Annotated in this window: 10 protein-coding genes; 4 read left to right on the top strand and 6 right to left on the bottom strand. The window is 67.1% G+C overall.

Going from position 1 to position 7,013, the window contains the following annotated elements:
- The 3 genes from A8G08_RS10330 to nth form a co-directional block, all read right to left on the bottom strand.
- Positions 1 to 519 (bottom strand): NUDIX hydrolase (locus A8G08_RS10330; RefSeq protein ID WP_157108504.1); only part of this gene is annotated, 519 nt, incomplete at its 3' end.
- A gap of 35 nt (positions 520 to 554) precedes the next feature.
- The gene (locus A8G08_RS10325; protein WP_068273432.1) at positions 555 to 1,208 is read right to left on the bottom strand and encodes a TlpA family protein disulfide reductase; all 654 of its coding nucleotides are present in this window, start codon (positions 1,206 to 1,208) and stop codon (positions 555 to 557) included.
- An 8-nt stretch (positions 1,209 to 1,216) separates the two neighbouring features.
- Positions 1,217 to 1,897: an endonuclease III gene (gene nth / locus A8G08_RS10320; protein ID WP_068273421.1), complete on the bottom strand. Its 681-nt coding sequence runs from the start codon at positions 1,895 to 1,897 to the stop codon at positions 1,217 to 1,219.
- Between the two features lie 172 nt (positions 1,898 to 2,069).
- On the opposite strand from nth, the gene A8G08_RS27990 reads away from it, so the two are divergent.
- Both A8G08_RS27990 and A8G08_RS10310 read left to right on the top strand, forming a co-directional pair.
- Positions 2,070 to 2,321, top strand: coding sequence for a hypothetical protein (locus A8G08_RS27990; RefSeq protein ID WP_068273419.1), 252 nt, complete (start codon positions 2,070 to 2,072; stop codon positions 2,319 to 2,321).
- A gap of 173 nt (positions 2,322 to 2,494) precedes the next feature.
- Entirely contained in the window at positions 2,495 to 3,169 is a 675-nt protein-coding gene (locus tag A8G08_RS10310) for a Crp/Fnr family transcriptional regulator (protein WP_068273417.1), read from the top strand.
- 72 nt (positions 3,170 to 3,241) lie between these two features.
- Here A8G08_RS10310 and A8G08_RS10305 read toward each other — a convergent pair whose 3' ends face one another.
- The 3 genes from A8G08_RS10305 to sp36 are packed head-to-tail and all read right to left on the bottom strand — an operon-like array spanning position 3,242 to position 4,691.
- Complete coding sequence (locus A8G08_RS10305; RefSeq protein ID WP_068273416.1) at positions 3,242 to 4,024, bottom strand: MBL fold metallo-hydrolase; 783 nt, start codon at positions 4,022 to 4,024, stop codon at positions 3,242 to 3,244.
- Positions 4,025 to 4,061: 37 nt separating this feature from the next.
- Positions 4,062 to 4,523 carry a RidA family protein gene (locus A8G08_RS10300; RefSeq protein ID WP_068273414.1) on the bottom strand — a complete coding sequence of 154 codons (462 nt, stop codon included), beginning with the start codon at positions 4,521 to 4,523 and terminating at the stop codon, positions 4,062 to 4,064.
- 3 nt (positions 4,524 to 4,526) lie between these two features.
- Positions 4,527 to 4,691: a Sp36 family protein gene (sp36, locus tag A8G08_RS27095; RefSeq protein ID WP_157108503.1), complete on the bottom strand. Its 165-nt coding sequence runs from the start codon at positions 4,689 to 4,691 to the stop codon at positions 4,527 to 4,529.
- 125 nt (positions 4,692 to 4,816) lie between these two features.
- On the opposite strand from sp36, the gene bagA reads away from it, so the two are divergent.
- On the top strand, positions 4,817 to 5,872 hold the full coding sequence (bagA, locus tag A8G08_RS10295) for an ATPase BagA (RefSeq protein ID WP_483757008.1): 1,056 nt from the start codon (positions 4,817 to 4,819) through the stop codon (positions 5,870 to 5,872).
- Positions 5,869 to 7,005, top strand: coding sequence for an ATPase BagB (gene bagB, locus A8G08_RS10290; RefSeq protein WP_068273413.1), 1,137 nt, complete (start codon positions 5,869 to 5,871; stop codon positions 7,003 to 7,005). The genes bagA and bagB overlap by 4 nt, the downstream gene beginning before the upstream one ends.
- Positions 7,006 to 7,013: the final 8 nt, after the last annotated feature.

Genomic DNA, 7,013 nt, shown 5'->3' with positions numbered 1-7,013 from the left:
TTCGCGGACCGGCAGCCGCATCACGCGCTCGGCCTGCCCCGGGTCTACGACCCGGACCGGGCTCGGCTCGTGCCAGTACCCGAGCACACAGCGAACCGAGAATCCGGACACCGGAATGTAGATGCCGGGCCAGACCGCAAGCGGCGTAACGCCGATCGGCTCGAGCCCCGTCTCCTCCTGTGCCTCGCGCAGCGCGGTCGCGATCGGGCCGGCGTCGGTCGGGTCGGCACCGCCGCCCGGAAAGGCCACCTGTCCGCTGTGCTGCCGCAGCGTAGATGCCCGCTGGGTGAGCAGCAGGTCGGCGTCCTCGGGCAGGCCACCACGATTCGCGGAGTCGGCATCCTTGCCGCCGCCGAAGAGCACCAGCACGGCCGCCTCACGGGCTTTCGCGCCGGACGTCGGCTGTCGAGTGAGTACCGGGTTGATGCCCATCTCGTCGGCGGGTTGCACGCTCGCGACGCGGCGCAACCAGGGCGGCATGGATTCGCTCGCAACAACATCGAGCGGCCAGCCGTCCATCGACACCGGCGCACCGTCGGTGTGATCGGGCCGGCTCATGCAGCAACCCCAAGGGCCTGCTCGACGGTGTCGGCGATCTCGTCGACGCTGCGGAACGGTCTGGCAACCACCTCCGCGATGCTGCCATCGGCCCGAACGAGCACGCTGAGCGGCAGCACGTTCGGCGCATTGGCTTTGACTCGCACCTGCGCCGCGGCGTCCTCAACCCCGGGCAAGTGGATGCCGAGATCGGCCAGCCGGGCCAACGCCTTCGCCTCGTCCGGATCGCTGTGCACGGTCAGCACCGTAACCGCATCACCGACCTGTGCTGCGTAGTCCTGCAGGTACGGCAGTTCCTCCGCGCACGGTGCACACCAGTAGGCCCACAGGTTGAGCAGCGCGGGCTTGCCGGCAAGCGACAGCGCTAGATCGACCGGGAGGCCGTCCGCGAGGCAGCCGAGGGTTATCCCGGACAGTTCGGACGAGGCTGGGGCGGGCGCCTGGGCCGGCGGGCAGGGTTCGAGCGCTGCGCGCGCACGCGCTGCCGCATCGGGGGCGGGACCAACCGCCTCGGTGGACCCCATCCGACCGGTGCTCATCCCGGTGGTTTGGTCGGCCGATTCGTCTCCCCCATCCCGTGGCCACAGCGCCACCATGAGCGCAACGACCGCGACCAGGGCGGCAAGGGTCCAGCGGCCTGTATTCGACATCGATCGAATCACCCACCGACCAGTTCGAGGAGGTGGTCCACCTCGGGGCCCTTGAGAAGTTTGGCGGCAACCTGGGGGTCGGTTGGCCCGAGACCGAACGAGGGGCAGTCCTTTGCCAGCGCGCACACGCCGCAAGCAGGTTTGCGGGCATGGCACACCCGGCGACCGTGGAAAATTACCCGGTGCGACAGCAGGGTCCATTCCTTGCGCTCGATCAGTTCGCCGATCGCATGCTCGACCTTCACCGGGTCTTCTTCGGCGGTCCAGCGCCAGCGGCGCACCAATCGGCCGAAATGCGTGTCCACGGTGATGCCCGGGATATCGAACGCATTGCCGAGGATGACGTTCGCCGTCTTGCGCCCGACGCCGGGCAGCGTGACCAGATCCTTCATCCGGTTCGGCACCTCGCCGTCGTAGCGCTCGACAAGAGCCTGCCCGAGCCCGATGAGCGAGTTCGTCTTGTTTCGGTAGAACCCGGTAGGCCGGATGAATTCCTCGAGTTCCGTCCGATTGGCTCCGGCGTAATCCGCTGCGGAACGGTACTTCGCGAACAGCGCAGGTGTGGTTTCGTTCACACGTTTGTCGGTGCACTGCGCCGACAAAATCGTCGCAACGGCGAGCTCGAGCGGCGTGGTGAAGTCGAGCTCGCAGTACACGTGTGGGAACGCTTCGGCGAGGCGTCGATTCATCCTCCGAGCACGGCGAACGAGGGAAAGCCGAGACTCCCCAACCGGCTCTGCTGCCGAGGCCTTGTCACCGGCCGACGATCGACTTTCGCGCACCGCACAACTCTACGTTCACCCCAAAGTGCGCCCGAGCCACGTGTTCCTTCTGAGACATTGCCCGTGTTTACTACCCCGTATGCAAGGACTCGCGGTTGTGCTGTTCCCAGTACTACTGATGTTGTTCGCGCTCGCCATGGAACGGGTTGAGGTCCGGCTCCGCCGGCTCAGTGTGCGCGAAGAAGACATCGACGAGTTTCTGGAATCAGCTAACAATGCCGAGGTCACAGCCCTCGAAAAGACTGGATTGCCGGATGCCCTTACGCGGTTTCACCGTCGCCGGAGCGCTCCGCGGAGTGGCAGCGAGGCACCTCGCCGACGCGCCGGCTAGCCCCTGAGCAACGCCACGCGAACCGCGATGCGTGGTATCTGTCACTACTCACCAGTCAGTGCGAAGTAGACTCCTCTCGAACAGCAGTGTCGGTTAGTCGGTTGTGGGCGCCCAACGGCGCTCTCGAGCACATGCGCAGCCACCGCACCTGAACCCTGAGAAGGAGCACACACGTGGACGAGGCCCTCGCCAGAGCCGGCATCTTCCAAGGCGTCGAGCCCAGCGCGGTAGCGGCGCTGTCCAAGGAGCTTCAGCCGGTCGACTTCCCGCGTGGCCATGTGGTGTTCAACGAGGGTGAGCCCGGCGACCGGCTCTACATCATCGTCACGGGCAAGGTGAAGCTCGGCCGCCGCTCGGCGGACGGCCGCGAGAACCTGCTCACCATCATGGGTCCCTCGGACATGTTCGGTGAGCTGTCCATCTTCGACCCAGGCCCCCGCACGTCGACCGCAACCACGGTCACCGAGGTGCGCGCGGTCAGCATGGACCGCGACGCCCTCAAGGCGTGGATCGAAGCGCGGCCGGAGATCTCCGAGCAGTTGCTGCGCGTTCTCGCCCGCCGCCTGCGCCGAACCAACAACACGCTCGCGGACCTGATCTTCACCGACGTTCCGGGCCGTGTCGCGAAGGCGCTGCTGCAGCTCGCACAGCGGTTCGGCACCCAGGAAGGCGGCGCGCTTCGCGTGACGCACGACCTGACGCAGGAGGAGATCGCGCAGCTCGTCGGCGCGTCACGCGAAACCGTCAACAAGGCGCTCGCAGACTTCGCACACCGCGGCTGGCTGCGGCTCGAGGGCAAGAGCGTCCTGATCTCGGACTCCGAGCGGCTGGCTCGCCGCGCCCGCTGACCCAAAGTCGAAAAACGCCCCTCTCCTCCAGCGAGGAGAGGGGCGTTTTTGTTTCGGTAGCGCAGTCGTTCGTCAGTCGCGCAGATAGGAGAGCTGCGCCTTGACCGAGCTTCGCGCGGCCGGCCAGAGCTTCTTGTCGATGTCGCGGTAGACGTGCTTGACCACCTGCATCGGCTTCGCGTCCGCGCCGAGTACCTCCAGCGCGGCCCGCACCTGTTCGAGCCGATCGTGCCGATGCGCGATGTAGGCCTTCGCAACGGCCTCGGTATCGGGGTGGTCGGGCCCGTGCGCCGGGAGCATCGCCTTGCCCGCGCCGACCTCCGCCAGACGTTCGAGCGACGCGAGGTAGTCGGCCAGCCCACCGTCACGGGAGTCGAGAACCGTCGTGCCGCGCCCCAGGATGGTGTCCCCGGTCAGTACCGCATCGTCGAGTACGAAACTCACCGAGTCACCGGTATGGCCCGGGGTGGTCAGCACCTGGATGCGGAGACCCGCTGCCTCTATCACCTCGCCGTCGACGAGCGGTTCCAGCCCGCCGTGCACGAACTTCTCACTCAGCGCCCGAGCCGGGCTGCCGGTCTTCTTCACGTGCCGCTTGAGCCCACCGGTGTGGTCGAAGTGCCGATGGGTGATCAAGGTCAACGCAACCGGACCACCGAGCTCGGAGATCGCAGCGAGATGTTTCTTGTCCCTGGGTCCCGGATCGATCACGACACACTCGTCGCTACCCGGGGCGCGAAGAATCCATGTGTTGGTGCCGTCGAGGGTCATCTTGCCGGGGTTGTCGGCGAGGAGCACCGACGCGGTGTCGGTGACCCGCCGCAACTGCCCGTACGCGGGATGCGAGAGCTCCATCACGCCAGCCTAGATCGCGTTCCGTCGCTTGGTTCGATCAGCTGACCTCTGCAATCAGCTCCACCTCGACCGGGGTGTTCAGCGGCAGTTCCGCCACGCCCACCGCCGAGCGCGAGTGCACACCCGCATCGCCGAGCACCGAGCCGAGGAACTCCGAGGCACCGTTGACGACGACGGGCTGGCCGGTGAATCCCGGCGCGGAGGCCACGAAGCCAACGACCTTGACGATCCGCACGACCGCATCGAGCCCGACCAGGTCGTGCACCGCGGCGAGGCAGTTGAGCGCGCAGATCTGTGCGGCAGCCTTCGCCTCCTCGACGGTCACGTCGGCGCCCACCTTGCCGGCGTAGCGCAGCTCACCGCCGACCATGGGCAGCTGCCCTGACGTGTAGACCAGATTCCCGGTCCGCACCGCGGGCACATAGGCCGCCACCGGCTTGACCACCGGCGGCACCTCGATCCCGAGTTCGGCGAACCGCTCTCGCCACTGCGTTCCCACAGCTCAGCCCTTTGGACGCTTCAGATAGGCCACGTGCTGCTCGCCGGTCGGACCGGGCAACACGGTCACCAGTTCCCAGCCGTCGGAACCCCACTGGTCGAGGATCTGCTTGGTCGCGTGCGTCAGCAGCGGCACGGTCGCGTATTCCCATGTGGTCACTTCGCTCATGCGCTGAGACTAGCCGCGTCCGGTCGCTCCGCAGGCTCCGCTCCTGCGCGCACGGTTTCGGGTACACCCGAAGGATGAACGACCGATTCGCCGCAGATGAAACGACGCACTATAGGCTCGGTGCCGTGGAACACACGACCTCGGTCGAGGACGGCAATAGCACCGTCCCGGAAGAGACCGGTCCGCTCGCCGACAAGTGGCCATCGAGCGCCGGAAGCGCGCGGCTGCACTGGGTATCCGGCAAGGGTGGCACGGGTAAGTCGACCGTCGCCGCCGCGCTGGCTCTCGCGCTGGCCGCAGGCGGTCGTCGCGTGCTGTTGGTCGAGGTGGAGGGGCGTCAGGGCATCGCCCAGCTCTTCGACCGGCCGCCGTTGCCACCCACCGAAACGCGCATCGCGACCGCCGAGGGCGGCGGCGAAGTCATGGCGCTGGCCATCGACACCGAGCACGCGTTCCTCGAATACCTCGACATGTTCTACAACCTCGGGTTCGCCGGTAAGGCGATGCGCCGAATGGGCGCGATCGAGTTCGCGACCACCCTCGCGCCCGGCCTCAAGGACGTCCTGCTCACCGGCAAGATCAAGGAAACCGTGATCCGGCGGAACAAGAAGGGCGAGCTCGAGTACGACGCAGTCGTGGTCGATGCGCCGCCGACCGGCCGGATCGCAAGCTTCCTCGACGTGACCAAGGCGATGGCCGAACTCGCCCGCGGCGGCCCCGTCGCCGCACAGAGCCAGGGCGTCGCGGCGCTGCTGCATTCCAACGAGACCGTCGTGCACCTGGTGACACTGCTGGAAGCGCTCCCGGTACAGGAAACCGCGGATGCCATCGCCGAACTGCAGGCAGCGGACCTGCATATCGGCACTGTCATCGTGAACCGCGCGGGCGCCGGCTACCTCCCCAAGGACGTGCAGCAGGACGCCGCGAAGGGCCGCATCGATGCGGACGCGATCCGCGCCGGGCTCGTCTCCGCCGGACTCTCGTTGTCCGATAGCGACTTTGCCGGGCTCCTCGCCGAGGTCACCGAGCACGCGGCGACGCTCGAGGCCCAGGACATCAGCGCGATCGAGTTGACCAAGACCGATGTCGCCCGACTGCATTTGCCCGCGCTGACCGAGGGCGTCGACCTCGGCGGTCTCTACGAACTGGCCGAGAGCCTCGCCGAACAGGGTGTGCGATGACCACTCACAAGACCGCTCCGCACCTGGACATGGCGGGCATCCTCGCCGATTCGAGCGCGCGTGTGCTCGTCTGCTGCGGTTCCGGCGGCGTCGGCAAGACCACCACCGCGGCCGCGCTGGCGATGCGCGCGGCCGAAGACGGCCGCAAGGTCGTCGTGCTGACGATCGACCCGGCTCGCCGCCTCGCGCAGGCGCTCGGCGTCGCGGACCTCGACAACTCACCGCAGCCAGTGGAACTCGGCCCCGAGGCCAAGGGCGAACTGCACGCGATGATGCTGAACATGAAGCGCACCTTCGACGAGATGGTGCTCGCAGCCACGACGGCGGACAAGGCCGAGCAGATCTTCGCGAACCCCTTCTACCAAACCATCGCGTCGTCGTTCGGTGGCACGCAGGAATACATGGCGATGGAGAAGCTCGGTCAGCTCGCCGCCGACAGCAGCTGGGACCTCATCGTCGTCGACACACCGCCTTCGCGGAACGCGCTCGACTTCCTCGATGCGCCGAAGCGCCTCGGAACCTTCCTCGACGGCAAGATGATTCGCCTGTTCACCGCCCCCGGCCGTGGCTTCGGCCGCTTGGTCACCGGCGCGATGGGTCTCGCGATCAAGGGCGTGTCCACCATCGTGGGCGGCCAGATGCTGTCCGACGCATCGACATTCGTACAATCTCTGGACTCGATGTTCGGTGGCTTCCGCGAACGTGCTCAGCGCACATTCGAATTACTCTCCCGCCCCGACACCCGGTTTGTGGTCGTCGCCGCGCCGGAACCGGATGCCTTGCGCGAGGCAGGCTTCTTCGTCGACCGACTCTCGAGTGAGAGCATGCCGCTGGCTGGGTTAGTGCTCAACAGAACTCACCCGATGCTGTGCACGCTCGCGGGCGACCACGCCCTGACCGCTGCCGACGGTCTCGATGAGGCCGAGTCGACGCCGCAGTCGGAACTTGCCGCCGCTGCGCTGCGCATCCACGCCGAGCGTGCCGCGATGAACAAGCGCGAACAGCATCTGCTGCACCGGTTCACCGGAGCGCACCCGCACGTTCCCCAGATCGGTGTCCCGTCACTGCCGTTCGAGGTCTCCGACCTCGAGTCGCTGCGCGCGATCGGTGACGAACTCACTCGATCGGCGTAACGGGCGCA

This window comes from Aldersonia kunmingensis (genome assembly GCF_001646865.1).
GTDB classification, from domain to species: domain Bacteria; phylum Actinomycetota; class Actinomycetes; order Mycobacteriales; family Mycobacteriaceae; genus Aldersonia; species Aldersonia kunmingensis.
The sequence above is the reverse complement of the archived record's forward strand: the minus strand, read 5'-3'. Positions and strand labels throughout refer to the sequence as shown.

Coding starts and splice junctions, on each gene's coding strand:
- bagB (WP_068273413.1), top strand. CDS start 5,869: ATGACCACTCACAAGACCGCTCCGCACCTGGACATGGCGGGCATCCTC.
- A8G08_RS10325 (WP_068273432.1), bottom strand. CDS start 1,208: ATGTCGAATACAGGCCGCTGGACCCTTGCCGCCCTGGTCGCGGTCGTT.
- sp36 (WP_157108503.1), bottom strand. CDS start 4,691: ATGAGCGAAGTGACCACATGGGAATACGCGACCGTGCCGCTGCTGACG.
- A8G08_RS27990 (WP_068273419.1), top strand. CDS start 2,070: ATGCAAGGACTCGCGGTTGTGCTGTTCCCAGTACTACTGATGTTGTTC.
- nth (WP_068273421.1), bottom strand. CDS start 1,897: ATGAATCGACGCCTCGCCGAAGCGTTCCCACACGTGTACTGCGAGCTC.
- A8G08_RS10305 (WP_068273416.1), bottom strand. CDS start 4,024: ATGGAGCTCTCGCATCCCGCGTACGGGCAGTTGCGGCGGGTCACCGAC.